Source organism: Pseudomonas sp. HN2-3 (assembly GCF_020691745.1).
Taxonomy (GTDB): domain Bacteria; phylum Pseudomonadota; class Gammaproteobacteria; order Pseudomonadales; family Pseudomonadaceae; genus Aquipseudomonas; species Aquipseudomonas capeferrum.
In genome coordinates, this window is sequence record NZ_CP085704.1 from 5,056,324 (window position 1) to 5,081,731 (window position 25,408).

The 25,408-nt window shown below is 64.1% G+C and carries 20 protein-coding genes; 14 read left to right on the plus strand and 6 right to left on the minus strand.

The genetic code is table 11. The features are described from left to right. Positions 1 to 96: 96 nt before the first annotated feature. The 4 genes from LJX93_RS22960 to LJX93_RS22975 form a co-directional block, all read right to left on the minus strand. The gene (locus LJX93_RS22960; RefSeq protein WP_227696438.1) at positions 97 to 984 is read right to left on the minus strand and encodes a ChaN family lipoprotein; all 888 of its coding nucleotides are present in this window, start codon (positions 982 to 984) and stop codon (positions 97 to 99) included. Between the two features lie 212 nt (positions 985 to 1,196). Further along, complete coding sequence (locus LJX93_RS22965) at positions 1,197 to 1,964, minus strand: heme ABC transporter ATP-binding protein (RefSeq protein ID WP_033701554.1); 768 nt, start codon at positions 1,962 to 1,964, stop codon at positions 1,197 to 1,199. Then, positions 1,964 to 2,947, minus strand: coding sequence for a FecCD family ABC transporter permease (locus LJX93_RS22970; protein ID WP_162181160.1), 984 nt, complete (start codon positions 2,945 to 2,947; stop codon positions 1,964 to 1,966). Before LJX93_RS22970 ends, LJX93_RS22965 begins: the two co-directional genes overlap by 1 nt. Before the next feature lie 50 nt (positions 2,948 to 2,997). Then, on the minus strand, positions 2,998 to 3,882 hold the full coding sequence (locus tag LJX93_RS22975; RefSeq protein WP_227696439.1) for a heme/hemin ABC transporter substrate-binding protein: 885 nt from the start codon (positions 3,880 to 3,882) through the stop codon (positions 2,998 to 3,000). Between the two features lie 149 nt (positions 3,883 to 4,031). Between LJX93_RS22975 and LJX93_RS22980 the strand changes: the two genes are divergently transcribed. Next, complete coding sequence (locus LJX93_RS22980) at positions 4,032 to 4,349, plus strand: Rieske (2Fe-2S) protein (protein WP_227696440.1); 318 nt, start codon at positions 4,032 to 4,034, stop codon at positions 4,347 to 4,349. Here the strand turns inward: LJX93_RS22980 and sfsA are convergent. Together sfsA and LJX93_RS22990 are read right to left on the minus strand one after the other, a co-directional pair. Further along, complete coding sequence (gene sfsA / locus LJX93_RS22985) at positions 4,339 to 5,052, minus strand: DNA/RNA nuclease SfsA (protein WP_033701558.1); 714 nt, start codon at positions 5,050 to 5,052, stop codon at positions 4,339 to 4,341. The two genes, LJX93_RS22980 and sfsA, sit on opposite strands and share 11 nt — an antisense overlap. Then, positions 5,052 to 6,224: a pyridoxal phosphate-dependent aminotransferase gene (locus LJX93_RS22990; protein WP_033701559.1), complete on the minus strand. Its 1,173-nt coding sequence runs from the start codon at positions 6,222 to 6,224 to the stop codon at positions 5,052 to 5,054. Before LJX93_RS22990 ends, sfsA begins: the two co-directional genes overlap by 1 nt. 210 nt (positions 6,225 to 6,434) lie before the next feature. On the opposite strand from LJX93_RS22990, the gene dksA reads away from it, so the two are divergent. The 13 genes from dksA to LJX93_RS23055 all read left to right on the plus strand — a co-directional run bounded on the left by dksA (position 6,435) and on the right by LJX93_RS23055 (position 25,346). After that, complete coding sequence (dksA, locus tag LJX93_RS22995) at positions 6,435 to 6,881, plus strand: RNA polymerase-binding protein DksA (protein ID WP_047583821.1); 447 nt, start codon at positions 6,435 to 6,437, stop codon at positions 6,879 to 6,881. A gap of 63 nt (positions 6,882 to 6,944) precedes the next feature. Continuing rightward, positions 6,945 to 7,832 carry a tRNA glutamyl-Q(34) synthetase GluQRS gene (gene gluQRS / locus LJX93_RS23000; protein ID WP_095063787.1) on the plus strand — a complete coding sequence of 296 codons (888 nt, stop codon included), beginning with the start codon at positions 6,945 to 6,947 and terminating at the stop codon, positions 7,830 to 7,832. Positions 7,833 to 8,133: 301 nt separating this feature from the next. Then, on the plus strand, positions 8,134 to 8,310 hold the full coding sequence (locus LJX93_RS23005) for a hypothetical protein (protein ID WP_003250005.1): 177 nt from the start codon (positions 8,134 to 8,136) through the stop codon (positions 8,308 to 8,310). After that, entirely contained in the window at positions 8,294 to 11,269 is a 2,976-nt protein-coding gene (locus LJX93_RS23010; RefSeq protein WP_077068659.1) for a sensor histidine kinase, read from the plus strand. The genes LJX93_RS23005 and LJX93_RS23010 overlap by 17 nt, the downstream gene beginning before the upstream one ends. Before the next feature lie 4 nt (positions 11,270 to 11,273). Continuing rightward, the gene (locus tag LJX93_RS23015; RefSeq protein WP_227696441.1) at positions 11,274 to 12,713 is read left to right on the plus strand and encodes a sigma-54-dependent transcriptional regulator; all 1,440 of its coding nucleotides are present in this window, start codon (positions 11,274 to 11,276) and stop codon (positions 12,711 to 12,713) included. A 990-nt stretch (positions 12,714 to 13,703) separates the two neighbouring features. Next, positions 13,704 to 15,092 carry a polynucleotide adenylyltransferase PcnB gene (locus LJX93_RS23020; RefSeq protein WP_033701566.1) on the plus strand — a complete coding sequence of 463 codons (1,389 nt, stop codon included), beginning with the start codon at positions 13,704 to 13,706 and terminating at the stop codon, positions 15,090 to 15,092. Continuing rightward, complete coding sequence (folK, locus tag LJX93_RS23025; protein WP_033701567.1) at positions 15,089 to 15,568, plus strand: 2-amino-4-hydroxy-6-hydroxymethyldihydropteridine diphosphokinase; 480 nt, start codon at positions 15,089 to 15,091, stop codon at positions 15,566 to 15,568. The genes LJX93_RS23020 and folK overlap by 4 nt, the downstream gene beginning before the upstream one ends. Before the next feature lie 246 nt (positions 15,569 to 15,814). Next, complete coding sequence (gene panB, locus LJX93_RS23030) at positions 15,815 to 16,615, plus strand: 3-methyl-2-oxobutanoate hydroxymethyltransferase (protein WP_033701569.1); 801 nt, start codon at positions 15,815 to 15,817, stop codon at positions 16,613 to 16,615. Then, the gene (panC, locus tag LJX93_RS23035; protein WP_033701570.1) at positions 16,612 to 17,475 is read left to right on the plus strand and encodes a pantoate--beta-alanine ligase; all 864 of its coding nucleotides are present in this window, start codon (positions 16,612 to 16,614) and stop codon (positions 17,473 to 17,475) included. Before panB ends, panC begins: the two co-directional genes overlap by 4 nt. 196 nt (positions 17,476 to 17,671) lie before the next feature. Beyond that, on the plus strand, positions 17,672 to 19,336 hold the full coding sequence (pgi, locus tag LJX93_RS23040; RefSeq protein ID WP_033701571.1) for a glucose-6-phosphate isomerase: 1,665 nt from the start codon (positions 17,672 to 17,674) through the stop codon (positions 19,334 to 19,336). 154 nt (positions 19,337 to 19,490) lie between these two features. After that, a complete protein-coding gene (acs, locus tag LJX93_RS23045; protein WP_033701572.1) occupies positions 19,491 to 21,425 on the plus strand; it encodes an acetate--CoA ligase in 1,935 nt (644 codons plus the stop codon). Between the two features lie 42 nt (positions 21,426 to 21,467). After that, the gene (locus LJX93_RS23050) at positions 21,468 to 22,337 is read left to right on the plus strand and encodes an oxygenase MpaB family protein (protein ID WP_033701574.1); all 870 of its coding nucleotides are present in this window, start codon (positions 21,468 to 21,470) and stop codon (positions 22,335 to 22,337) included. 78 nt (positions 22,338 to 22,415) lie between these two features. Beyond that, on the plus strand, positions 22,416 to 25,346 hold the full coding sequence (locus LJX93_RS23055) for a DUF748 domain-containing protein (RefSeq protein ID WP_227696442.1): 2,931 nt from the start codon (positions 22,416 to 22,418) through the stop codon (positions 25,344 to 25,346). Positions 25,347 to 25,408 lie beyond the last annotated feature (62 nt).

Here is a 25,408-nt window from a genome sequence, read left to right on the forward strand (position 1 = left end):
CCCCTGGTTCGGACTCTCAGATTATCTCCTCATCAGGCTAATCACGGTTATTGACCCGGCTTTTTGCCGGGTCTTTTTTTTGCCTGTCGTTTGGCCTTACTGACGCAGTTGAGCGCAATAGTCCTGCTCAGGCACCGCCGCCGTGAACCAGACATAGTCGGCCATACCCGCCTCGACCTCTTCCCCCACCTCGGCCAACAGCACGACCGCGCTGCGCCCCTGCGCCCCGAGGTCGGCCAGATGCAACGGCACCCCCAGGTCCTTGCGTACGTGGTAAGCGCCCGCCAACAGCAAGGCCGGCTGCGGTGCCGCCATCAAGCGTTCGGCCATGCGCCGGTCACGTTGCTGCTGGACCGCAAGCATGGCTGGCAACTGGCTTCGCGGTAGCAGGCCGCAGTGCCCGGTACGCACCTGCTCAAGCAGCGCGGCCTTCACCCCTGGGGCATTGGAACGCGCGCCCGACAACGCCGCCGGCTGGCGATAGGCTTGGCGCATCTGAGCGGGCGAAAGGTTGGCGGCCAACAGCGCAATGTCGCCCTGCAAAGCGTGCGTCACAATAGGCCCGTACAGCTGCCAGTCCCAGCCATCCTCCCAGGCCAGTGCCTTGGGCAGGTCCGCAGGCAGCGTTTGCTGCGCCTCAAGTCTGTCGACAAGCGGCTGCTGCTCGGGCTGCAGCATCTCCATCAGCAGGCTGCCCTGGGGGCGCTGAGCCTGCAGGGCGCGCAACAGCCACAACTGCAACGCATGATGATCGGGGTTGTCATGCTTCTCCCCTACCAGTACACGTGGCGCGTCGGCCAACTGCCTGATCAGTTGCTCAGGGCTGATGAGCCGGCCGCTGGCCAGGTCCGTGATTTGCCCAAGCTGGGCGTGGGCACGCCCTTCGGGGCTCTGCCAGCCCGGTAACGGCGGCAGGCTGGCCTGGCACCCCGCCAACGCCAGCACCAGGCACAGCGCAAGACCGGACAGCAACGGATGGCGCATCGGCAATGCCTCCTAGGCTCTATACGAAAAGTTTTGTGGGAGCGGGCTTGTCCCGCGATGGAGTGCGAAGCGCTCCTGTACCCGATATTAAATAGTGTCAAAGACGCCGCGAATTCAGGCTTTGCTGCCGCGTTGCGGCAGATCGCGGGGCAAGTCGGATCGCCGCACCGCCGCTCCCACAATGATGAATGACCATACTTTTCGTACAGAACCTAACGCGTGATGATCAGCGGGTGGCCGCGCTCGGGGTGCGCCTGCACCAGCACATCGATGCCGAACACCGCCTTCAGTGCCCCCGGCGTCAACACCTCCTGGGGTGATGCAAGGGCATGGCAGCGGCCCTGTTCGAGCAGCAGGATACGATCACAGTAGCGTGCCGCCAGGTTCAGGTCATGCAGGATCACCAGCACCGCAGCGCCGCGATCAGCGAAACGCCGCACCGCTTGCAGGGTCGTGTGCTGGTGCAGTGGGTCGAGCATCGAGGTCGGTTCGTCAAGCAGCAGTGTAGTGCCCTGCTCACCTGGCCACAGCTGGGCCAGCACGCGGGCCAGGTGTACCCGTTGCCGCTCACCGCCCGACAATGCCAGGTAGCTGCGCCCCAGCAGGTGCCAGGCATCCGCCGCACGCAAGGCCGCTTCGACGATCTCGGCGTCGCGCAGCTGGCCGCTGCCATGGGGCATCCGCCCCATCGCCACCACCTCTTCGACCCTGAACGAAAAGCCCAGGCTGGACACCTGCGGCAGCACCGCCAGGCGCTGTGCCCGCGCCTGCCCGGCCCAGTCAGTCAATGGCCTGCCCTGTAGCGTCACTCGCCCCTGGCCGGGGGCCAGCTCGCCACACAACACCCCCAGCAGGCTGCTCTTGCCCGCGCCATTGGGGCCGAGCACACCCACGACCTGCCCCGGGGTCAGTTGCAGGTGGATGTCATGCAGCACTTCATTGCTGCCCCGCCGCAGGTGCAGGCCCTCGACTTGCAACATCAGCTACGCCCTCGAATCAGCAGGACCAGGAAAAACGGCGCACCGATGAGGGCGGTGACGATACCGATCGGCAGCTCGGCCGGCGCCAGCACCAGCCGCGCCACCAAGTCGGCGAACAGCATCAGCACACCGCCGGCCAGCAGCGAGGCGGGCAACACCACCCGATGGTCGGGCCCTGCCAGCAATCGCACCAGGTGCGGCACCACCAGGCCAATGAAGCCGATCAGCCCGGCGGCGGCCACCGCCGCACCCACCCCCAAGGCGGTACAGAACACCAGTTCGCGCTTGAGCCGCTCCACCTCGATACCCAGGTGCCGCGCCTCCGATTCACCCAGCAGCAAGGCATTCAGCGCCCGCGCCCGACGCGGCAACCACAGCGCCACGCCCCCGGCCACCATCAGCAGCGGCCACAACCGCTCGTAGCTGGCACCATTGAGGCTGCCCAGGTTCCAGAAGGTCAAGGTGCGCAAGGTGGCATCATCGGCCAGGTAAGAGAACAAGCCCACCGCTGCGCCGCCCAATGCGGTCATCGCCACGCCGGCCAGCAACATCGTGGCGACATTGGTCTGGCCGTCACGCCGCCCCAGGCGATAGACCAGCGCGGTCACCCCCAGGCCACCGATAAAGGCACACAGCGACAACAGATAGGGCGCGAGCACATCGGGCATGCCGCCAAACCAGCTGCCACCGACGATGGCCACCGCAGCGCCCATCGCCGCCCCGGCAGCGACCCCCACCAGCCCCGGGTCGGCCAGCGGGTTGCGGAACAGCCCCTGCATGGCCACGCCGGACAGCGCCAGCACCGCCCCGACCGCCAGCCCCAGCAAGGTGCGCGGCAGGCGGATCTGGCCGAGGATCATCTCGGCCTGCTGCAGGTCATCACCCGCCACGGGCAGCCCCAACAAACGCAGGCCCGCGCGCAAGGTATCGAACAGCGGCAGGCTGACCGGCCCCAGGGCCAGGGACAACCACACCGCCAACAGGCACAGCAGGCTCAGGCAGACGATCAGTGTGCGTGGCTGAACGCGCTGCTTCATTGCGCGAAGCTGGCCTTGGCTGCTGGGTAGAAGGCCCCAGCCAGCGTGCGCAGGGTCGCCGGCAAGCGTGGCCCAAGGCCGCCCACCAGCAGCGTCGGGTCGAGTGACACCAGGCGCTGCTCACGCACCGCACGGGAGGCCGCCAGCGCCGGGTTCTCCTTGAGCAACGCCTGCAGCGCCTGCTCATCGGCCAACGCACGGTCGGAAAACACCACCACGTCCGGGTCCAGCGCTGCCAGCGCTTCGCTGGAAAAGTTCTTGTAGCCTTGGTGCTCCGCCAGGTTGCGCGCCCCGGCCTGTCGCAGCAGCCAGTCGCCCGCGGTGCCTTGGCCAGCGATCAACGGCTTGGCACCGGCATGGCCAACCAGCAGCAACACGCCGGGCGCCTTCTGGCCCGCCTGGGCCTGCTTGACCTCGGCCTGCAGCGCATCCAGCTGCTGACGATAGCCTGTTGCCAGCGCAGTGGCTTGTTGCTCTGCACCAAGCAATTGCCCCAGGTGCCTGAGGTTTTCATCGACCGCGTCGAGTTCGGCCTTGCTCGAGAACAGTTCAACCCGCACGCCCGCCTTGCGGATCTGCGCCAGCACCGGTGGCGGCCCCATCTCTTCGGTACCCACCAACACATCAGGACGCAGGCTCAGAATGCCTTCGGCGGACAACTGCCGCTGATAGCCGACACTCGGTAGCGCCTTCAGCGACTCGGGGTGTTGGCTGGTGGTATCGACACCAACCAGGTGCGCTTCGCCGCCCAGCGCACTGACCCATTCGCTAAGCGCGCCGCCAGCGCTGACCCAACGCTGCGGCAGTTCGGCAGCCAGGGCCTGGGTAGACAGCACTAAACCTGCGCACAGGGCGATCAGGGCGACGGGGCGGCGCATCATCGGATTTCCTTCTGAAGGCGGGCCGCGCGCCTTGTGGCGGGCGGCGGAACTGCGCACCATAGACGGCTGGGCGCAGCGAATGCGGGCAATTTGATAATTATTCGCATTGAAGCGTCAAGCCATCACGTGTTTCACGAGTCTTCCTTGCCATGCACTTGCTTTGTATTTCCAGCTCATTGGCCGAGGGCCACAGCCGCGCCTTCAGCGTAGACGGCGTCGACCTGTTCGGCGTCCGCCGCCAGGGCCAGGTGTACCTTTATCGCAACCGCTGCCCACACCGGGGCATCCCCCTGAACTGGGCAACCGATGCATTTCTCGATGACAGCGCCAGCCTGATTCACTGCGCCCATCATGGCGCCTTGTTTCTTATAGAGAGCGGCGAATGCGTGGCTGGGCCTTGCGAGGGCGATGCGCTGCAGGCCCTGGGCTGCCACGAAGACAGCCAGGGCATCTGGCTCACGGGTTGAGCAACACGGGCAATGGGCGGTTGATGACAATGCGTTCGGCATCCAGATGGGTGCCGTAGGCCAGCACCTCGACCCCTTCAGCCACGGCGGCGCGCAACGCCTCGGCATAGGCCGCGTCGATTTCCTCGGCTGGGCGCACCGCTCCGACCCCGGTCAGGTTCACACAATAAAGCTGCACGGCACGAACACCATTGCGGGCCAACGTCGCCAGCTCGCGCAGGTGCTTGGCGCCGCGCTGGGTGACGGCATCGGGAAATGCCGCAACATCAGTGTCGGGGTAGCCCAGGGTCACGCTCTTGACTTCGACATAGGCCGGGCCGCTGTCGAACTCCAGGCGAAAATCGATGCGGCTGCCCTCTTCGCCATAGGCCACTTCGCGCCTGAGCGCCGTGAAGCCGGCCAGCTCGCTGATCACCCCGGCCCGCAACGCCTCTTCAACCAGTGCGTTGGCGCGCCCGGTGTTCACGCAGGCCAGCCGCCCCTGTGGCGTTTCGCTGATTTCCCAGGTGCCGGGCAGCTTGCGCTTGGGGTCGTTGGAGCGGCTGAACCACACCTGCCCGCCTTCGCGCATGCAGTTGAGCATGGAACCGGTGTTGGGGCAGTGAATGGTCAACTGCTCGCCACTGGCCAGTTCGATGTCCGCCAGAAACCGTTTGTAGCGACGCAGCAGGCGCCCCTGCTCGAGTGGAGGGAAGAATGCCATCAGCCTTGCCAACTGCGCAGGCCGCGAGCGATACGCTGCACCGCCTGCTCCAGGCGCGGCAGGCTCTGGGTGTAGGCAAAGCGCACGTGATGCCCTGCCAGGTGGCGGCCAAAGTCCAGCCCAGGGGTGAACGCCACGTGCTCGGTTTCGAGGAAGTGCCGGCAGAAGGCGAAGGCATCGCCGCCGAAGGCGCTGATGTCGGCATACAGATAGAAGGCCCCCTGGGGCTCCACGGCAATGCCGAAGCCCAGCTCGCGCAGGGCCGGCAGCAGGTAATCGCGACGGCGGGCGAACTCGGCACGACGCGCTTCCAGAATCGCCAGGGTTTGCGGCTGGAAGCACGCCAGAGCAGCATGCTGGGCCATGCTCGGCGCACTGATGTACAGGTTTTGCGCGAGTTTCTCCAGGTCGGCCACCGCGCCAGGCGGCGCCACCAGCCAGCCCAAGCGCCAGCCGGTCATGCCGAAATACTTGGAAAAACTGTTCAGCACAAAGGCTTCATCGTCCACTTCCAGCACACTGGGGGCATCCATACCGTAGGTCAGCCCGTGGTAGATCTCGTCCACCACCAAGTGGCCATGGCGTTCGCGGGTGGCGGCGGACAGGCTGGCCAGCTCGGCACGGTCCAGCACCGTTCCGGTCGGGTTGGCCGGCGAGGCGACCAGGGCGCCGACCGTGTCCTTGTCCCAGTAGCGCTCAACCAGGTCGGCTGTCAGTTGGTAATTGACCTCTGGCCCCACCGGCACCAATTGTGCGCCGCCTTCAACCAGGCGCAGGAAGTGGCGGTTGCAGGGGTAGCCCGGGTCGGCCAGCAACCAGTGCTTGCCGGGGTCGACCAACAGGCTGCTGGCCAGCAACAGCGCGCCAGAGCCGCCTGGGGTGATCAGAATGCGCTCGGGGTCGACACTCACCCCGTAACGCTGCCCATAGAAACCGGCGATCGCCTCACGCAGCGCCGGCAGGCCACGGGCGGCGGTATAGCGGGTGTGGCCCGCAGCCAATGCCGCCTGGCCGGCCTCGACGATGGGCGCAGCCGTGGTGAAGTCCGGTTCGCCGATTTCCAGGTGGATCACGTCGTGCCCGGCCGCCTGCAGCTCGTTGGCCCGCGCCAGCAGCGCCATGACGTGGAAGGGTTCGATGGCGCGGCTGCGCGCACTGTAGGGGTGGGCCATGACCTTCTCTCAATTGGGTCTAAACTGGAGATTCTACCTCTGCGCACTACCGAACGTGTGGCTCGCACCGCTGTCAATTATCTGGATCGGGCGGGGTAGCGCACCCCTGATCTATCTGGTAAGTTCGGCGGCTAGCAGTCGCAGGGCCGGTAGTTGCCGGAGATGGAGCAGCCTGCGCATTGGATCAGATGAGTAAGAGGCGGTCTATTCATGTCCACCCTAGAAAAGCAAAAATCGAATCAATCTCTTCATGGCGTCGATCCTTACGAGGTAAAAAAGGGTGAGGAGTACATGGGTAAGCCCATGCGAGATCACTTCACCAAAGTCCTCAACGCCTGGAAAAAAGACCTCATGGAGGGTGTCGATAAAACCGTCGACCACATGAAGGAAGAAGCGGCCAACTTCGCTGACCCTGCAGACCGTGCAAGCCAAGAAGAAGAGTTTGCACTGGAACTGCGTAGTCGGGATCGCGAGCGCAAGCTGATCAAGAAGATTGATAAAACCCTGCAGTTGATCCAGGACGAAGAATACGGCTGGTGTGAATCCTGCGGCATCGAGATCGGCCTGCGCCGTCTGGAAGCCCGCCCAACCGCCGACCTGTGCTTCGACTGCAAGGAAATCGCGGAGAAAAAGGAAAAAACCGTCGGCAAAGGCTGATCCTTTTCCCATCCGAACGGGGCGCATCTTGCGCCCCGTTTCATTTTCAGACGCACGACAGCCATGAACGACTCCAGCTACATCGGGCGCTTCGCCCCTACCCCCAGCGGCTTTCTGCACTTCGGCTCGCTGGTCGCCGCCCTCGCCTCCTGGCTCGATGCCCGCGCCGTCAATGGCCGCTGGCTGCTGCGCATGGAAGACACCGACCCGCCCCGGGAAATGCCCGGCGCCCGCGATGCCATCCTGCAGACTCTGGAGCGCTACGGGTTGGCGTGGGACGGCGAGGTGGTGTTCCAGAGCCAGCGCCACGATGCCTATGCAGCCGTGGTCGACCGCCTGTTCAACATGGGCCTGGCCTACGCCTGCACCTGTTCGCGCAAACAGCTCGAAGGCCACAACGGCATTTACCCGGGGTTGTGCCGTAACGCCGGGCATGCCCGCGAAGGTGCGGCGATCCGCCTGCGGGTGCCGGAGTTGATCTACCGGTTCAGCGACCGGGTGCAGGGCACGTTCGAGCAGCATCTGGGCCGCGAGGTAGGCGACTTCGTCATCCAGCGCCGTGACGGGTTGTATGCGTACCAACTGGCGGTGGTGCTGGACGATGCTTGGCAGGGTGTTACCGACATCGTGCGGGGCGCCGACCTGCTCGACAACACCCCACGGCAGCTGTACCTGCAGGAGTTGCTGGGCTTCTCACAGCCGCGCTACCTGCATATTCCGCTGATCGTGCAGCCGGATGGGCACAAGCTGGGCAAGTCGTACCGTTCGCCGCCCCTGCAGGCGGAGCATGCTACACCGCTGCTGTTGCGGGCATTGCGGGCGTTGGGGCAGGAAGCAGACCCCGATTTGCTGTTGGCTACGCCGGCTGAAGTGTTGGCGATAGCCCGCCAGCAGTGGCGGCCGGAGGCGATTGCGCAGCGGACCACAGTGCCTGAAGCTGATTTGCGCTGAGCCTCGGATCTGACCGGCCAATGCGGTCAGTGTAGGAGCGGCCTTGTGTCGCGAAGGGCTGCAAAGCAGCCCCGGCAATAGGTGCGGCAGAGCTGAAATCCTGGGGCCGCTACGCGCCCCATCGCGACACAAGGCCGCTCCTACAGGAATCGCGTGATGCTAAACACCGCGCATCTCACCAAAAACAAAAGCCCAATACTTTCAAAACCTTGGCTAACGCAATGGATTCCCGCTAGCATCCCCCCCGCCATTTGCGCCAATAATAAGTCCAAGCCCGCAGCGCCCAACCATCGAGGCCAGCATGTACATCTATCGTTTGGTCCTGCTTCTGGTCGTGGGGATCTACCTGTTCTCCCCGGCCATCATGGACTGGTGGATCGAACCAACCGGTGCCTGGTACCGCCCCTACCTGCTCTGGCTGATCTTGATCGTCGTCACCTTCATCCTGCAGAGCCAACGAGATGCCGATGAGCTTTAGCCTGACCCAGATGATCCTGATCAGCGCCGCGTACCTGATGGTACTGTTCGGCGTGGCCTGGATCAGCGAGCGCGGGCTGATTCCCCGTTCGATCATTCGCCACCCGCTGACCTACACCCTGTCGCTGGGCGTGTATGCCAGTGCCTGGGCCTTCTATGGCTCGGTCGGCCTGGCCTACCAGTACGGCTATGGCTTCCTGGCCTGCTACCTGGGGGTTTCCGGGGCCTTCCTGCTGGCGCCGGTGCTGCTCTACCCGATCCTCAAGATCACCCGCACCTATCAGCTATCGTCCCTGGCCGACCTGCTGGCGTTTCGCTTTCGCAGCACTTGGGCCGGCGCGCTGACCACCGTCATCATGCTGATTGGCGTATTGCCGTTGCTGGCCCTGCAGATCCAGGCGGTGGCCGATTCGATCAGCATCCTTACCGGCGAGCCGGTCAAGGCCAGGGTGGCCTTCGCCTTTTGTGCACTGATCACCCTGTTCACCATCTTCTTCGGCTCGCGGCACATCGCCACGCGCGAGAAGCACGAAGGGCTGGTGTTCGCCATTGCCTTCGAGTCGGTGATCAAACTGCTGGCCCTGGGCGGTATCGGGCTGTATGCCTTGTACGGTGTGTTCGGCGGCCCGCACGAGCTTGAAGTGTGGCTGCTGCAGAACCAGACCGCCCTGGCCGCACTGCACACACCGCTGCAGGAAGGGCCATGGCGCACCCTGCTGCTGGTGTTCTTCGCCTCGGCCATCGTCATGCCGCACATGTACCACATGGCCTTTACCGAAAACCTCAACCCGCGCTCGCTGGTCAGTGCCAGCTGGGGCCTGCCGCTGTTCCTGTTGCTGATGAGCCTGGCCGTGCCGCTGGTGCTATGGGCCGGCCTGCGTCTGGGCGCCAGCACCAACCCCGAGTACTTCACGCTGGGCCTTGGCATTGCTGCCAACAACGAGGCGCTGGCGCTGCTGGCGTATATAGGCGGCCTGTCAGCGGCCAGCGGGTTGATCATCGTCACCACCCTCGCGCTGTCGGGCATGGCCCTCAACCACCTGGTGCTGCCGCTGTACCAGCCGCCGGCCGAAGGCAACATCTACCGCTGGCTGAAATGGACACGCCGCGCGCTGATCGTCGCCATCATCACCGCCGGCTTCATGTTCTACCTGACCCAGAACAACCACCAGAGCCTGGCCAACCTGGGCATCGTCGCGTTTGTCGCCACCTTGCAGTTCCTGCCGGGCGTGCTGTCGGTACTGTATTGGCCGACCGCCAACCGCCGCGGCTTCATCGCCGGCTTGCTGGCCGGCACCCTGGTGTGGATGGTGACCATGCTGCTGCCGCTGTTGGGCAATCTGCAGGGCTTCTACATCCCGTTGCTGGACATGATCTATGTGCTCGACGACACCAGCTGGCACATGGCGGCCATCGCCTCGCTGGCGGCCAACGTCTTGCTGTTTACCCTGATCTCGCTGTTCACCAACGCCAGCAGCGAAGAGGTCAGCGCCGCCGAAGCGTGCGCGGTGGACAACGTGCGGCGCCCGCAGCGCCGTGAGCTGCATGCCGCCTCGCCGCAGGAGTTTGCCACCCAACTGGCCAAGCCATTGGGCGCCAAGGCCGCGCAGAAAGAAGTGGAACAAGCACTGCGCGACCTCTACCTGCCATTCGACGAGCGCCGCCCCTACGCGTTGCGCCGCCTGCGCGACCGCATCGAGGCCAACCTCTCGGGCCTGATGGGCCCGAGCGTGGCGCAGGACATGGTCGAGACCTTCCTGCCCTACAAGTCCGGCAACGAAAACTACGTCACTGAAGACATCCACTTCATCGAAAGCCGCCTGGAAGACTATCACTCACGCCTGACCGGCCTTGCCGCCGAGCTCGACGCCTTGCGCCGCTACCACCGCCAGACCCTGCAGGAACTGCCCATGGGCGTGTGCTCCCTGGCCAAGGACCAAGAGATCCTGATGTGGAACAAGGCCATGGAAGAGCTCACCGGCATCGCTGCCAAGCACGTGGTCGGGTCGCGCCTGGTGACCATCGGCGAGCCGTGGCGCGGCCTGCTGCAAGGCTTCATCGACCTGCCCGACGAACACTTGCACAAGCAACGCCTGGCCCTCGACGGCCAGCCCCGTTGGCTGAACCTGCACAAGGCCGCCATCGACGAGCCACTGGCACCGGGTAACAGCGGCCTGGTGCTGCTGGTCGAAGACCTGACCGAAACCCAGGCCCTGGAAGACAAGCTGGTGCACTCCGAGCGCCTGGCCAGCATCGGCCGCCTGGCGGCGGGCGTGGCCCACGAAATCGGCAACCCGATCACCGGCATCGCCTGCCTGGCGCAGAACCTGCGCGAGGAACGCGAGGGCGATGGCGAGATCACCGAGCTGTCGAGCCAGATTCTGGAGCAGACCAAACGGGTCTCACGCATTGTCCAGTCGTTGATGAGCTTCGCCCATGCCGGTGGCAGCCACCAGAACAGCGAAGAGCCGGTGTGCCTGGCCGAAGTGGCGCAGGATGCCATCGGCCTGCTGGCGTTGAACCGGCGCAACTTCGAAGTCCAGTTCTTCAACCTCTGCGACCCGGAACACTGGGCCGAAGGGGACCCCCAGCGCCTGGCCCAGGTGCTGATCAACCTGCTCTCCAATGCCCGCGACGCGTCGCCGCCAGGCAGTGCCGTGCGCGTGCGCAGCGAAATCAGCGAACACACCGTCGACCTGATCGTCGAAGACGAGGGCAGTGGCATCCCGAAGAACATCATGGACCGCCTGTTCGAACCCTTCTTCACCACCAAGGACCCGGGCGAAGGAACCGGACTGGGGCTCGCTCTGGTCTATTCCATCGTGGAAGAGCATTATGGGCAAATCACCATCGACAGCCCTGCCGATATCGAACGGCAACGTGGCACCCGGATCCGCGTGACCCTGCCCCGGCATGTCGTAGCGACGTCCCCTGAAATTCGAGACCGTCGAGAGAATTGAATCAATGCCGCATATTCTGATCGTCGAAGACGAAACCATCATCCGCTCGGCCTTGCGTCGCCTGCTCGAGCGGAACCAGTACCAAGTCAGCGAAGCCGGCTCGGTGCAGGAAGCCCAGGAACGCTTCAGCATTGCCACCTTCGACCTGATCGTCAGCGACCTGCGCCTGCCGGGCGCACCTGGCACCGAGCTGATCAAGCTCGGCCAGGGCACCCCGGTGCTGATCATGACCAGTTACGCCAGCCTGCGCTCGGCGGTGGATTCGATGAAAATGGGCGCGGTGGACTACATCGCCAAGCCCTTCGACCACGACGAGATGCTACAAGCTGTGGCGCGCATCCTCCGTGACCGGCCAAGCGCGCCCGCTGCCGCACCGGCTACCGAGCCGCGCAGCAACGGCAAGGCCGCCGCTGCCGAAAAGGGCAGCAATGCCTCGGCCAACGGCGAAATTGGCATCATCGGCTCGTGCCCGCCGATGCAGGACATGTACAGCAAGATCCGCAAGGTGGCGCCGACCGACTCCAATGTCCTGATTCAGGGCGAATCGGGCACCGGCAAGGAGCTGGTCGCCCGCGCCCTGCACAACCTGTCGCGGCGGGCCAAGGCACCGATGATCTCGGTGAACTGCGCGGCCATCCCCGAGACCCTGATCGAGTCCGAGTTGTTCGGCCACGAAAAAGGCGCCTTCACCGGCGCCAGCGCAGGGCGCGCCGGGCTGGTTGAAGCGGCGGACGGCGGCACCTTGTTCCTCGATGAGATCGGCGAATTGCCACTGGAAGCACAGGCTCGCCTGCTGCGCGTGCTGCAGGAAGGCGAAATCCGCCGGGTCGGCTCGGTGCAGTCGCAAAAGGTCGATGTGCGCCTGATTGCCGCGACCCACCGCGACCTGAAGAACCTGGCCAAGGCCGGCCAGTTCCGTGAAGACCTTTATTACCGCCTGCACGTGATCGCCCTGAAACTGCCCGCCCTGCGTGAGCGCGGCAGCGACGTCAACGAGATTGCCAGCGCCTTCCTGACCCGCCAGAGCGCACGCATCGGCCGTGATGACCTGCACTTCTCTGCCGACGCCGAACAGGCCATTCGTCATTACAGCTGGCCGGGTAACGTGCGTGAGCTGGAAAACGCCGTCGAGCGCGCGGTGATTCTCAGCGAGAGCGCAGAAATTTCGGCCGACCTGCTGGGCATCGACATCGAGCTGAGCGACCTGGAAGACGACGACCTGCTCGACAACGCCCTGGGCGGCGCCAGCGCTGGCAATGCCAGCCATGAGCCGACCGAGGACCTGTCACTGGAGGACTACTTCCAGCACTTCGTCCTGGAGCACCAGGACCACATGACCGAGACAGAGCTTGCCCGCAAGCTTGGCGTCAGCCGCAAATGCCTGTGGGAACGCCGTCAGCGCCTGGGCATCCCGCGGCGCAAGAGTAACGCTACCAGCGAGTAATTCAACCTGCCCAGTGTTCGCCGCAGCAAGTGCGGCGCCTGGGAGATCGAGCGCCGCCCGCGCGGCGCTTCGCGGCGCAAGGCCGCTCCCACATCTGTTTCGGGCCAATCAATCCTGAGCCATTGGCGCGCGCCCCCTTGTTTGCCCCCTTCGATATAGCGCCGTGCACCAAAGGGTACGCGCGCCAATGGCACAGGCATAACTGGCCCGAAACAAATGTGGGAGCGGCCTTGCGCCGCGAAGCGCCGCGCGGGCGGCGCTCGATCGCATAGGCGCTGAACAGGTTGTGGCGAACACACTTGGCCTTGGGCACACCCCAGGTAACACATCAGTTACCGCAAAAATCTGTTACCCAACCTTTCAGACGTAACAGTAACCGAGGTGTACGGTAACGAAACCCCGCCATTTTCCGCCCACCAGAATCCTGCGAAAACCTGCAAACCCTTGATTTCATTGGGTTTCGAAAAGTTGGCACGGCACCTGCTATATGCTTAGTACAAAAACAATAACAAGCACTGCAACTCAGAATAAGAACAAGACGAAACGGCTCACGCACAATAAAAACAAGACGGCGGAGGCGCAGCTAACTGATTCTTTTGGAGAGGATGCGTGTTTGGGGCTTGCCCCACGACCAGGCAGAGAACAACAAAAACTGCACTAAAAAGCAGCGCCTGAACTGGTTGGATCGACAGATCAACGTGACATCAGCGGCCAAAGCAATCCGTTTGCTCTTTACCCCTGGATTAGGGGTCGTCCACAAGCTTTGCGATTTGTGGGCAGGGCACTCAACAAAAACAAGAAGCCCAGCAAAAAAATAATAAGAGCACGCAACGACTTCTTGGGGAGCTTAGGCTCCCCTTGTCGTTTCTCCCTTCTGGCAGTCATCCTGCTACCCGCCTACACCATTCCTTGAGTAAATGCTAGAATCCCCGCCCATCATGCGGCCATTCTCCTATTCTTGGCCGAACATTCCTTCAAACAGTGCATCCCATGCTGAAGAAGCTGTTCCAGTCGTTCCGCCCTCCCGTACCGGGCCAGCACCACAGGCGCACCACGCCCGAGGTGATCAACAAGAGCCAACACTCGCTGCAACGCCACCAGTTCAGCCGCCACGCGGTGAACATCGTCGAGCGCCTGCAGAGTGCGGGCTACCAGGCTTACCTGGTCGGTGGCTGTGTCCGCGACCTGATGCTGGGCATCACGCCCAAAGACTTCGACGTCGCCACCAGCGCCACGCCCGAACAGGTCCGTGCCGAGTTCCGTAACGCGCGCATCATTGGTCGCCGCTTCAAGCTGGTCCACGTGCATTTCGGCCGTGAAATCATCGAAGTCGCCACCTTCCGCGCCCACCACTCGGAAGACGACCAAGGTGATAACCACCGTTCGTCGCACAATGCCAGTGGCCGCATCCTGCGTGACAACGTGTACGGCACCCTGGAAGAAGACGCGCAACGCCGCGACTTCACCATCAATGCCCTCTACTACGACCCCGTCAGCGAGCGCATCCTCGATTACGCCAACGGCGTGCACGATGTGCGCAACCGGCTGTTGCGCCTGATTGGTGACCCGACCCACCGCTACCAGGAAGACCCGGTGCGCATGCTGCGTGCCGTGCGTTTCGCCGCCAAGCTCGACTTCGGCATCGAGAAGCACACGGTGCAGCCGATCCGCGAGTTGGCCCCGCTGCTGCGCGAGATCCCGCCTGCGCGCCTGTTCGAGGAAAGCCTGAAGCTGTTCCTCTCGGGCCAAGGTGCGATGGCCTTCGAAATGCTGGTCGACCTGCAGCTGTTCGAGCCGTTGTTCCCGGCCAGCGCGCAAGCCCTGGACGAACGCCCGAGCTACACCCACACCTTGATCAGCCAGGCGCTGACCAACACCGATCTGCGCGTCAAACAGGGCAAACCGGTCACGCCGGCCTTCCTCTTCGCCGCGCTGCTGTGGCCCGCCCTGCCGGCCCGTGTGCTGCACCTGCAAAACCAGGGTGTGCCACCGATCCCAGCCATGAACGGTGCGGCCCACGACCTGATCGCCGAACAGTGCGCACGCATTGCTATCCCGAAGCGTTTCACCCTGCCGATCCGCGAGATCTGGGACATGCAGGAACGCCTGCCACGTCGCAGCGGCAAGCGCGCCGACCAGTTGCTGGACAACCCGCGCTTCCGTGCCGGTTACGACTTCCTGCTGCTGCGTGAAAGCGCTGGCGAGGAAACCGATGACCTCGGCCAATGGTGGACTGACTACCAGGATGCCAACGACAGCCAGCGCCGCGACATGATCCGTGAGCTGGGCAGCCGCGACGAAGGTACCGGCGCCGGCCCGCGCAAGCGCAAACGCAGCCCCAGCAAGCGTAAACGCGGTGGCGACGAGGCGTTCGAGTGACAACGCGCGCCTACATCGGCCTGGGCAGCAACCTGGACGCGCCTGCAGAACAACTGCAGAACGCCTTCCAGGCGCTGGGCCAGGCCGAAGGCACCCGCCTGGTGGCGGCCTCGGGCCTGTTCACCAGCGACTCGCTGCTGCCTGGCCAGCCGCGCTACACCAACGCCGTGGCGGCGCTCGACACCTCGCTCGAGCCATTGGCCCTGCTCGACGCCCTGCAGGCCATCGAAAATGACCAGGGCCGCGTGCGCAAGGAGCGTTGGGGCCCTCGCACGCTCGACCTGGATATCCTGCTGTTCGGCGACCAGCTGATCGACGTGCCGCGCCTGCAGGTACCGCATTACCACATGCACGCCCGCGCCTTCGTGCTGTACCCCCTGGCCGAACTGGTGCCAGACGGCTTCTGCCTGCCCGATGGCCGCGAACTCGCCGAGCTCATCCGCGCCTGCCCGTTCGTCGGTCTCGAGCGCCTGTAATTCGGGCGCTCCAGGCGACGGTAACGCCAGTAACACCCTGTTAGTAACAATGCGGTAACAGGGTGATTGACTTCCCCCACCTCGCTCACGACTATAGGCGTCCCGTGTGGCACCCCTGTGCCGCATACCCGTATTTAGGCCCGGACGGACCTGCGAACATCACGCGCGATGATGTGCCGCTCCGGAAGATGACTACACGCGTTGTATGCAGTCGTTTTAACAGCGCCTGAACGAGGATTTTCCTACATGCCTGAAGTAACCCTGACCACCCTGCATGGCCTCAAGGCCAAGGGTGAAAAAATCACCATGCTGACCTGCTACGACGCGACCTTCGCCAAGGCCGCCAGCCAGGCCGGTGTCGAAGTGTTGCTGGTGGGCGACTCGCTGGGGATGGTCCTGCAAGGCCACGACAGCACACTGCCTGTGACCACGGCGGAAATGGCCTACCACACTGCCTGCGTCAAGCGTGGCAACGATGGCGCGCTGATTCTGGCCGACCTGCCGTTCATGGCGCACGCCACCCCCGAGCAGGCCTTCGCCAACTGCGCCACGCTGATGCAGGCCGGCGCCCACATGATCAAGCTCGAAGGCGCCGCCTGGCTGGCCGAGACCGTTCGCCTGCTGGCCGAGCGCGGTGTACCGGTGTGTGCGCACATGGGCCTGACGCCACAGACCGTCAACGTGCTGGGCGGTTACAAGGTGCAGGGCCGCCAGGAAGCCCAGGCGCGGCAGATGCGTGCCGACGCCATTGCCTTGGAACAGGCCGGCGCGGCCATGTTGCTGCTCGAATGCGTGCCAAGTGAACTGGCAGCGGAAATCACCCAGGCGGTGAGCATTCCGGTGATCGGCATCGGCGCCGGCAGCGCCACCGATGGCCAGGTGCTGGTACTGCACGACATGCTCGGCCTGTCGCTGAGTGGCCGGGTACCGAAGTTCGTGAAGAACTTCATGGCCGGCCAGCCGGACATCGACAGCGCCCTCGCCGCCTACGTGAAGGCGGTCAAGGACGTCAGCTTCCCCGCCAGCGAACATGGGTTCAGCGCATGAACACTGTCAAGACCGTCCGTGAACTGCGCGCCGCCGTTGGCCGCGCCCGCGGCGAAGGCAAGCGCATCGCGTTCGTGCCGACCATGGGCAACCTGCACAGCGGCCATGCCGCCCTGGTCACCAAGGCCGCCCAGCGAGCCGATTTCGTGGTTGCCAGCATCTTCGTCAACCCGCTGCAGTTCGGCGTCAATGAAGACCTCGACGCCTACCCGCGCACCCTGGCTGCCGACCAGGAGCGCTTGCTCCAGGCCGGCTGCAACCTGCTGTTTGCCCCGACTGTCGACGAGATGTACCCCGACGGCATGAGCGTGCAAACCCGGGTAAGCGTGCCCCAGCTCTCCGAAGGCCTGTGCGGCGCCAGCCGGCCAGGGCATTTCGAGGGTGTGGCGACGGTGGTCAGCAAGCTGTTCAACATGGTCCAGCCGGACCTCGCCGTGTTCGGCGAGAAGGACTTCCAGCAGCTGGCCGTGATCCGCGCCATGGTGCGCGACCTGAACATGCCCATCCAGATCATCGGTGAGCCGACCGTGCGCGCCGAGGACGGCCTGGCGCTATCGTCGCGCAATGGTTACCTCACGCCCGAGCAACGTGTTACCGCGCCTGCGCTGTACCGCACCCTGCAGCACATCGGGGCGGCGCTTGGCCGTGGCCAGCGTGATTTTGCGGCACTGGCCGCAGAAGGGCTGGCGCAACTGACCGCTGCGGGGTTGCGCCCGGACTACCTGGAAATTCGCCATGCCGTGAGCCTGCGCCCGGCGCTGATCGATGATCGGGACCTGGTGGTGATCGCGGCGGCTTACCTGGGTAACACTCGGTTGATCGACAACCTGTACCTGCACGTGGAAGACAAGACCGCCTGATCACGCGGTTTTCCGGGGGCGTTTTGCGCCCCTTTCGCGGCGCAAGGCCGCCCCCGCAACACACCGTGCAGATGCCCCGCGATATCCCGTCACGCCCCCCATTCCCCCCGCGCCGCCAATGCCTATAATGACTGCCTGCAACTGACAGCCAAGGCCAATGTCCAAGGCCTCACAACGCACCAAGGAACCCTCCGCAATGGCGTATTACCGTACACCCCATGATGTGACGGCCCTGCCCGCATGGCAGGCGCTCCAGCAACACCGCGACGCCATGCAAGACTTCAGCATGCGTGACGCCTTCGCCGCCGACCCCAAGCGCTTTGACCAGTTCTCGCTGAGCTGCTGCGGCTTGTTTCTCGACTACTCGAAAAACCTGATCAACGAACAAAGCCGTGACCTGCTGGTGAACCTGGCCAAAGAAGTCGGCCTGCAAGATGCCATCAAGTCGATGTTCAACGGCGAGATCATCAACGCCTCCGAAGGCCGCCCGGTGTTGCACACCGCCCTGCGCCGCCCGGTCGGCGACAAGCTCAGCGTCAACGGCGTCAACGTGATGCCCGAAGTGCACAAGGTGCTCAACCAGATCACTGAACTGGTGGGGCGCATCCACGACGGCCTGTGGCGCGGTTACAGCGAAAAACCGATCACCGACGTGGTCAACATCGGCATCGGCGGCTCGTTCCTCGGCCCCGAGCTGGTCTCCGAGGCACTGCTGCCCTATGCGCAACGTGGCGTACGCTGCCACTACCTGGCGAACATCGATGGCAGCGAGTTCCACGAACTGTCGGCCAACCTGCGCGCCGAAACCACCCTGTTCATCGTTTCGTCGAAGTCGTTCAACACCCTCGAAACACTGAAGAACGCCATGGCCGCGCGTACCTGGTACCTGGCCCAGGGCGGTTCGGAAGCCGAGCTGTATCGCCACTTCATCGCTGTTTCCAGCAACAAGGCCGCCGCCGTGGCCTTCGGCATTCGTGAAGAGAACATCTTCCCGATGTGGGACTGGGTGGGTGGGCGCTATTCGCTGTGGTCGGCCATCGGCCTGCCGATCGCCCTGGCCATCGGCACCGCCAACTTCAAGGAGCTGCTGTCTGGCGCCTACACCATGGACCAGCACTTCCAGACCGCGCCGTTCGAACAGAACATGCCAGTGCTGCTGGCCCTGTTGGGCGTGTGGTATGGCAACTTCTGGGGCGCGCGCAGCCATGCGATCCTGCCGTATGACCACTACCTGCGTAACATCACCAAGCACCTGCAACAGCTGGACATGGAGTCCAATGGCAAGAGCGTGCTGCAGGACGGCACACCGGTGAACACCGACACCGGCCCGGTGATCTGGGGTGGCGTTGGCTGCAACGGCCAGCATGCCTACCACCAGTTGCTGCACCAGGGCACCCAGCTGATTCCGGCCGACTTCATCGTGCCGGTGGTGAGCTTCAACCCGGTTGCCGACCACCACCAGTGGCTGTACGCCAACTGCCTGTCGCAGAGCCAGGCGCTGATGCTCGGCAAGACCCGTGACGAAGCCGAGACCGAACTGCGCGGCAAAGGCCTGAACGAAGCAGACATCGAGAAGCTGGCACCACACAAGGTGATCCCGGGCAACCGCCCGAGCAACACCCTGGTGGTCGAGCGCATCAGCCCGCGCCGCCTGGGCGCACTGGTGGCGATGTATGAGCACAAGGTCTTCGTGCAGAGCGTGATCTGGGGCATCAATGCCTTCGACCAGTGGGGCGTGGAGCTGGGCAAAGAGCTGGGCAAGGGTGTCTACCAGCGCCTTGTAGGCAGCCTGGAAGACAGCGCCGAAGACGGTTCGACCCAGGGCCTGATCAACTACTTCCGCGGCCGTCACCGCGGTTGATGCCAGCGGGGCCAACCGCCAGCTGAAATGACAGAAGGGCTCACCGCCAAGGTGGGCCCTTCGTCTTTCATGCCCAGGCGAACCCAGCCTGGCTACACTTGTCCATCGAATAGCCGTTGCAGTCCATCGCCCCGACAAGAGCAGGACAACCGCCATGTTCGATATACGCGACTACCCCCAGGCCCTGGCCGTCAGCCAATCGGCCGCCCTCACTGACGAAGAGTACCGCCGCCTCTACCAGCAATCGGTCGACGACCCCGATACGTTCTGGGCCGAGCAGGCCAAGCGCCTGGACTGGGTCAAGCCCTGGTCGAGCGTGCAGCAATGCGACCTGAAAACCGGCAAGGCCCGTTGGTTCGACGGCGGCCAGCTGAACGTCAGTTACAACTGCATCGACCGCCACCTGGCCACGCGCGGCGAACAGACCGCCTTGCTCTGGGAAGGCGACGACCCTAAAGACGCCAAGGCCATCAGCTACCGCGAATTGCACCGCCAGGTCTGCCGCCTGGCCAATGCCCTGAAAGCGCGTGGGGTGAAAAAGGGCGACCGGGTCTGCATCTACATGCCAATGATCCCTGAAGCGGCCTTTGCCATGCTCGCCTGCACGCGGCTGGGCGCCGTGCACTCGGTGGTGTTTGGGGGCTTTTCGCCCGATGCCCTGCGCGACCGCATCCTCGATGCCGATTGCCGCACCGTGATCACCGCCGATGAAGGCGTACGCGGGGGCAAGCGCATCCCGCTGAAGCTGAACGTCGACAAGGCTCTGGCCAACTGCCCCGATGTCAGCAGCGTATTCGTCGTGCGCCGCACCGGGGGCGACATCGCCTGGGATGAACGCCGCGACCTCTGGTATCACCAGGCAACCGAGCAGGCGGGTGACGACTGCCCGCCCGAACCCATGGGCGCAGAAGACCCGCTGTTCATCCTCTACACCTCCGGCAGCACCGGCAAACCCAAAGGCGTGTTGCATACCACCGCAGGCTACCTGCTGCAGGCCACACTCACTTTCAAGGTGGTGTTCGACTACCGCGAGGGTGAGGTGTTCTGGTGCACGGCGGACGTGGGCTGGGTCACCGGCCACAGCTACATCGTCTATGGCCCGCTGGCCAATGGTGCGATTTCACTGATGTTCGAAGGCGTGCCCAATTACCCGGACACATCGCGCTTCTGGCAGGTGGTGGACAAGCACCAGGTGAACATCTTCTACACCGCGCCCACGGCCTTGCGCGCCCTCATGCGCGAAGGCTCCGGCCCGCTGCAGAGCACCTCGCGCCAGAGCCTGCGCCTGCTCGGCAGTGTTGGCGAGCCGATCAACCCGGAAGCGTGGGAATGGTATTTCGAAGAAGTCGGGCGCAAGCGCTGCCCGATCGTCGATACCTGGTGGCAGACTGAAACCGGCGGCATCATGCTCACCCCGTTGCCCAGCACGCAGCGGCTCAAGCCCGGCTGCGCCAGCCAGCCCATGTTCGGTGTGCAGCCAGTGCTGCTGGACGAAAAAGGCGCACTCATCGAAGGCCCCGGCGCCGGCCTGCTGGCCATCAAGGCCAGTTGGCCCGGGCAGATTCGCAGCGTCTATGGCGACCATCAGCGCATGGTCGAAACCTACTTCAAGCCCCTGCCCGGCTACTACTTCACCGGTGACGGCGCACGCCGCGATGCCGATGGCGACTACTGGATAACCGGGCGCATCGACGACGTTATCAACGTGTCCGGCCACCGCATCGGCACGGCCGAGGTGGAAAGCGCGCTGGTCCTGCACGACAGCGTCGCCGAAGCGGCAGTGGTCGGCTACCCCCATGACCTCAAGGGCCAGGGGGTGTACGCCTTTGTCACGACCATGAACGGCGTGGACCCGGACGACGCGCTCAAGGCCGAACTGCTGGCCTTGGTCAGCAAGGAAATCGGCAGCTTCGCCAAACCGGAACTGATCCAATGGGCGCCGGCGCTGCCCAAAACCCGCTCGGGCAAGATCATGCGGCGTATACTGCGCAAGATCGCCTGCAACGAGCTGGAAAACCTCGGCGATACTTCGACCCTGGCCGACCCGAGCGTGGTCCAGGGCTTGATCGACAAACGCCTCAACCAATAGCCGGCGGCACATGTTCATGGCCGCCCTGAACGACAGGTCGCCATGGAAGCCCTTCGCCGCCGCATCGAAACCCAGGTCATGAGCCTCACCGGGCTGGCCCTCGGCCAGCTCGACCTGGAATCGCCCAAGGGCGACCCTGGCCTGTTTGGCCCGCAAAGCATCAGTTGGCAGGTACACGGTGACTTCCCGAGCATGCTGGTCGGCGGCATCAGTGCCCTCATGCTGCAACTGCTGCACCCTCTGGCCCTGGCCGGGGTGTGGGACCACTCGAACTTTCGCCAGGACCTGCTCGGCCGTTTGCGCCGCACCAGCCAGTTCATTTCCGGCACCACCTTTGGCTCGACCCGCGACGCCGACTGGCTGATCGAAAAGGTCCGCACCATTCACCTGCAAGTCACCGGTACCGCGCCGGATGGCCGCCCCTATGCGGCCAGCGACCCGGGTTTGCTGACCTGGGTGCACGTCGCCGAGGTGAGCAGTTTTCTCGCCGCCCACCTGCGTTACCGCAACCCGCACCTGCCGCGTGCCGAGCAGGATGCCTACTACAACGAGATTGCCCTGATTGCCGAACGCCTTGGCGCCCGTGATGTACCGCGCTCCTGCCAGCAAGTCGAAGACTACCTGCGGCAGATGCGCCCGCAGTTGCAGAGCGATGCGCGCAGCTTCGAGGTGGTCGACATCCTGCTTGCCGCACCGGCCCCCAGCCGCCTGGCGCAACCTGTCGGCAAGCTGATGCTGAACGCGGGCATCGACCTGCTGCCCGATTGGGCCCAGGCCATGCTGGGCCTGCAACAAGGCCCCTTGCAGCGCCGCATGATCCGCCTTGGCCTGCAACGCACGGCGCCGGTACTGCGCTGGGCCATGCGCGACGGCTCGGCGCATCGGGCAAAACGCCGCATGGGCATCGAATGAGGCGAAATGGTCGCCTCAGCGGAACTGATTTAACGTGCCATACTCCAAGCACTCCTGCTTAGACAGACGAAGCGACACATGTACAAAGGATTGACTCGCGCCCTCGGCGCCATGCTGGCCCTCGTAGCCCTCTATAGCCTGCTCGGCTTTCTCATTCTTCCCGGTGTGGCCCTGCGCATCGCCAACCAGCAGTTGGCGCACTATGCCAGCGTGCCGGCGCACCTGCAGCGCATCGAGCTGAACCCCTTCAGCCTCGAACTGACGCTATGGGGCTTGCAGATCGGCGAGCCTGGCAAGGAACAAGTCGGTTTCGAGCGGCTGTACGCCAACCTCTCGCTCGACAGCCTGTGGAGCGGTGCTCTGCACCTGACCGCGGTGGAGCTCGACAAACCGCGCAACGAAGTGCTGTTTGCCAAGGACGGGACGCTCAACCTCACCCAGTTGTTCAAGTTGCCCGCCAGTGAGGCCAAGCCGGACCAGCCGCCCAGCGACCCGTTCCCGCTTCGCATCGGCAGCATCAAGCTCACCGAAGGTTACCTGCACTTCGAGGATCAACGCCCGAGCGAGCCGATCGAATTCCTCTACGACAACATGAACCTGGAGCTGAAAAACCTCAGCACCCTGCCGGACGACAATGCCGACATGACGCTGGTGGCCAACGGCCCCAACGGTGGGCGCATCGACTGGAAAGGCACCCTTGGCCTGTCGCCGATCGCCTCCGAAGGCACGCTGAAGATCACCGACGGCAAGATGAAACTGTTCTGGCCGTATGTGCGTGATGCCGTGCCGCTGGTGCTCGAAGACGGCGTGATCAGCCTCGATACCCACTACAAGCTCAACCTGTCCAAGCAGACCGAGCTGTTGCTGGACAACACCTCGGTACGCATCGCGCCTTTCGCCATCAAGGCGCCAGATGGGCGCAAACTCGCGCGTCTGGCCAGCCTTGAGGTGAGTGAAACCTCCATCGACCTGGCCAAGCAACAGGTGATCGTCGGCAAGATTCGTAGCGAAAAACTCGAAACCTGGGCTGCGCTGGAAAAAGACGGCCAACTCGATTGGCAGAAGCTGTTCGCCAGCCAACCGGCCAAGCCCACCCCCAAGGAAAAGGCCGAACCCGCCGCTGCCGAGCCTGCGCCCGATGCGCAAACCGCCAACACGCCAAGCAAGCCCTGGCAGGTGCTGCTCAAGGACGTGCAGCTGCGCAACTACAGCGTGCACCTGGCAGACCGCAGCCAGAAGGAACCCGTGGCCCTGGACGTCGGCCCGCTGAATGTCGACCTGCAAGGCTTCGACAGCCTCAACCAGACGCCTTTCACGCTCAAGCTCGATACTGGTGTGGGCAAGCAAGGCAAGCTGCAGGCCGCTGGCCAGGTCAATCTGGCGCCGATCTGGGCCAAGCTGGATGTCAGCACGCGCGACATCGACCTGCGTGTGGCCCAGGCCTACATCAACCCGTTCATCCTTCTGGAGCTTCGCAGCGGCATGCTCGCCAGCGACCTGAAGGTCGACTTGAAAAGTACCGAGCCACTGGCCTTCAACGTCGCGGGCAAGGCCCAGGTCAACCAGCTGCATACGCTCGACACCATCAAGGGCCGCGACTTCGTGAAGTGGCAGCAAGTGAACGTCGACGGCCTGTCGTATGTGCACGGTGATGCCCTGTCGATCGACAAGGTGACCCTGCTGCAGCCTTATGCGCGCTTCATCATCAACGAAGACCGCACCACCAACATCAACGACCTGCTGATCCCGCAACCGGCCGACGCGCCTGCGTCCAAGGCTGCCAAACCGGCCAGCAACGACAAGCCGTTGGGCATACACATCGGCCAGATCGACATCAACGACGGCTCGGCCAACTTCGCCGACCTGTCCCTCACGCCCAACTTCGCCACGGCCGTGCAACAGCTCAACGGCCAGGTCGGCACGATCGACAACCGTAAGCCGAACCCGGCCAAGGTGGACATCAAGGGCAAGGTCGACCGCTATGCGCCGGTTACCATCAAGGGTGCGCTCAACCCGTTCAACCCGCTGGCCAGCCTGGATATCGCCACCAGCTTCAAGCGGGTCGAACTGACCACGCTGACGCCCTACTCCGGCAAGTTCGCAGGCTTCCGTATCCGCAAGGGCCGGCTCAACCTTGACCTGCACTACCTGATCACCAACGGCCAGCTCAAGGCCGAGAACAAGGTGGTGGTCGAGCAATTGCAGCTGGGTGAGAAGGTCGACAGCCCGGATGCCGTGGACCTGCCGATCCGCCTGGCGGTTGCGCTGCTCAAGGATACCGAAGGCAAGATCTCCATCGAGTTGCCGGTGACGGGTGACCTCAACAACCCGCAGTTCAGCGTCATGCCGATCGTCTGGCAAACCCTGCGCAACCTGGTGTTGCGCGCGGCCCAGGCACCGTTCAAGTTCATTGGCGGGCTGATTGCTGGCGGGGGCTCGGAAGACCTCGGCAACGTGTCATTCGCCCCGGGCTCGAGTGAACTCAGTGGCGACGCCCAGTCGTCGCTGGACAAACTGGCCTCGGCCCTCAAGGAGCGCCCGGAGCTGCGCCTGGAAATCGAAGGCACCAGCGCGCAGACCAGCGACGGCCCGTTGATCGCCCAGCAGCGCCTGGACCGCGAGTACCAGGCCACCTGGTACAAGATCCTGCAGCGTCGTGGCGACAAGGTGCCTGCCAATGCCTCGATGCTGGTGGTCGACGACAGCGACAAGCCGGCGATGCTCGAAGGCATCTACCGCAATCGCCTGAAGCAGCAACCACCGGCTGAGTGGGAACAACTGGGGCGCGACGAGCGCACCGCCAAGCTGCGTGAAGCGGTGATCAAGTCCTGGGCCGAGAGCGCCCCCTTGCTGCGTACGCTCGGCCAGGAGCGGGCCAGCAGCATCAAGGACTACCTGGTGGACAAGGGCAAGCTGGAAGACGACCGGGTGTACTTCATCGATACCACCCTGGGTCAGGCTGAGAAGGATGGCCGGGTGATCACCCCGATGCACCTGGATGCCGAGTGATCAACCCGGGCCGCTTCGCGGGCTTGCCCCGCGAAGCGGCCGGTACCGGCAATAAAAGCTGC

Excerpts from the sequence above, each read along its gene's own strand:
- LJX93_RS22960 (WP_227696438.1), bottom strand. The coding sequence starts at position 984 with ATGCGCCATCCGTTGCTGTCCGGTCTTGCGCTGTGCCTGGTGCTGGCG.
- LJX93_RS22965 (WP_033701554.1), bottom strand. The coding sequence starts at position 1,964 with ATGTTGCAAGTCGAGGGCCTGCACCTGCGGCGGGGCAGCAATGAAGTG.
- LJX93_RS22975 (WP_227696439.1), bottom strand. The coding sequence starts at position 3,882 with ATGATGCGCCGCCCCGTCGCCCTGATCGCCCTGTGCGCAGGTTTAGTG.
- LJX93_RS22980 (WP_227696440.1), top strand. The coding sequence starts at position 4,032 with ATGCACTTGCTTTGTATTTCCAGCTCATTGGCCGAGGGCCACAGCCGC.
- sfsA (WP_033701558.1), bottom strand. The coding sequence starts at position 5,052 with ATGGCATTCTTCCCTCCACTCGAGCAGGGGCGCCTGCTGCGTCGCTAC.
- LJX93_RS22990 (WP_033701559.1), bottom strand. The coding sequence starts at position 6,224 with ATGGCCCACCCCTACAGTGCGCGCAGCCGCGCCATCGAACCCTTCCAC.
- dksA (WP_047583821.1), top strand. The coding sequence starts at position 6,435 with ATGTCCACCCTAGAAAAGCAAAAATCGAATCAATCTCTTCATGGCGTC.
- gluQRS (WP_095063787.1), top strand. The coding sequence starts at position 6,945 with ATGAACGACTCCAGCTACATCGGGCGCTTCGCCCCTACCCCCAGCGGC.
- LJX93_RS23005 (WP_003250005.1), top strand. The coding sequence starts at position 8,134 with ATGTACATCTATCGTTTGGTCCTGCTTCTGGTCGTGGGGATCTACCTG.
- LJX93_RS23010 (WP_077068659.1), top strand. The coding sequence starts at position 8,294 with ATGCCGATGAGCTTTAGCCTGACCCAGATGATCCTGATCAGCGCCGCG.
- LJX93_RS23015 (WP_227696441.1), top strand. The coding sequence starts at position 11,274 with ATGCCGCATATTCTGATCGTCGAAGACGAAACCATCATCCGCTCGGCC.
- LJX93_RS23020 (WP_033701566.1), top strand. The coding sequence starts at position 13,704 with ATGCTGAAGAAGCTGTTCCAGTCGTTCCGCCCTCCCGTACCGGGCCAG.
- panB (WP_033701569.1), top strand. The coding sequence starts at position 15,815 with ATGCCTGAAGTAACCCTGACCACCCTGCATGGCCTCAAGGCCAAGGGT.
- panC (WP_033701570.1), top strand. The coding sequence starts at position 16,612 with ATGAACACTGTCAAGACCGTCCGTGAACTGCGCGCCGCCGTTGGCCGC.
- pgi (WP_033701571.1), top strand. The coding sequence starts at position 17,672 with ATGGCGTATTACCGTACACCCCATGATGTGACGGCCCTGCCCGCATGG.
- acs (WP_033701572.1), top strand. The coding sequence starts at position 19,491 with ATGTTCGATATACGCGACTACCCCCAGGCCCTGGCCGTCAGCCAATCG.
- LJX93_RS23050 (WP_033701574.1), top strand. The coding sequence starts at position 21,468 with ATGGAAGCCCTTCGCCGCCGCATCGAAACCCAGGTCATGAGCCTCACC.
- LJX93_RS23055 (WP_227696442.1), top strand. The coding sequence starts at position 22,416 with ATGTACAAAGGATTGACTCGCGCCCTCGGCGCCATGCTGGCCCTCGTA.